The sequence below is a fragment of the Streptococcus mitis genome, assembly GCF_946190375.1.
In the GTDB taxonomy this organism is placed as follows: Bacteria; Bacillota; Bacilli; order Lactobacillales; family Streptococcaceae; genus Streptococcus; species Streptococcus mitis_CJ.
On the sequence record NZ_CAMIAF010000053.1, the window covers coordinates 1 to 434 of the forward strand.

Sequence of the window (434 nt, forward strand, 5' to 3'; positions counted from 1 at the left end):
GCTGAAGCTGATGCACTTGTTGATGCTGACTCAGATGCTGATGTGCTTGCTGATTGGCTCGCACTTGTTGACGCTGATTCAGATGCTGATGTGCTTGCTGACTGGCTCGCGCTTGTGGATGCCGATTCAGACGCTGATGTGCTTGCTGAAGCTGATGCACTTGTTGATGCTGATTCAGATGCTGATGTGCTTGCTGATTCAGAAGCGCTTGTGCTTGCTGATTGGCTCGCACTTGTCGATGCTGACTCAGATGCCGATGTGCTTGCTGACTGGCTCGCACTTGTTGACGCTGATTCAGACGCGCTTGTGCTTGCTGATTCTGATGCACTTGTCGATGCTGATTCAGAAGCTGATGTACTTGCTGAAGCTGATGCACTTGTTGATGCTGACTCAGATGCTGATGTACTTGCTGAGGCTGATGCACTTGTTGACGC

General features: G+C 50.7%; 1 pseudogene. It reads left to right on the forward strand.

The window, feature by feature from the left end:
• Positions 1 to 434, forward strand: a pseudogene (locus N8M09_RS10925) (MSCRAMM family adhesin SdrC); the annotation flags it as partial.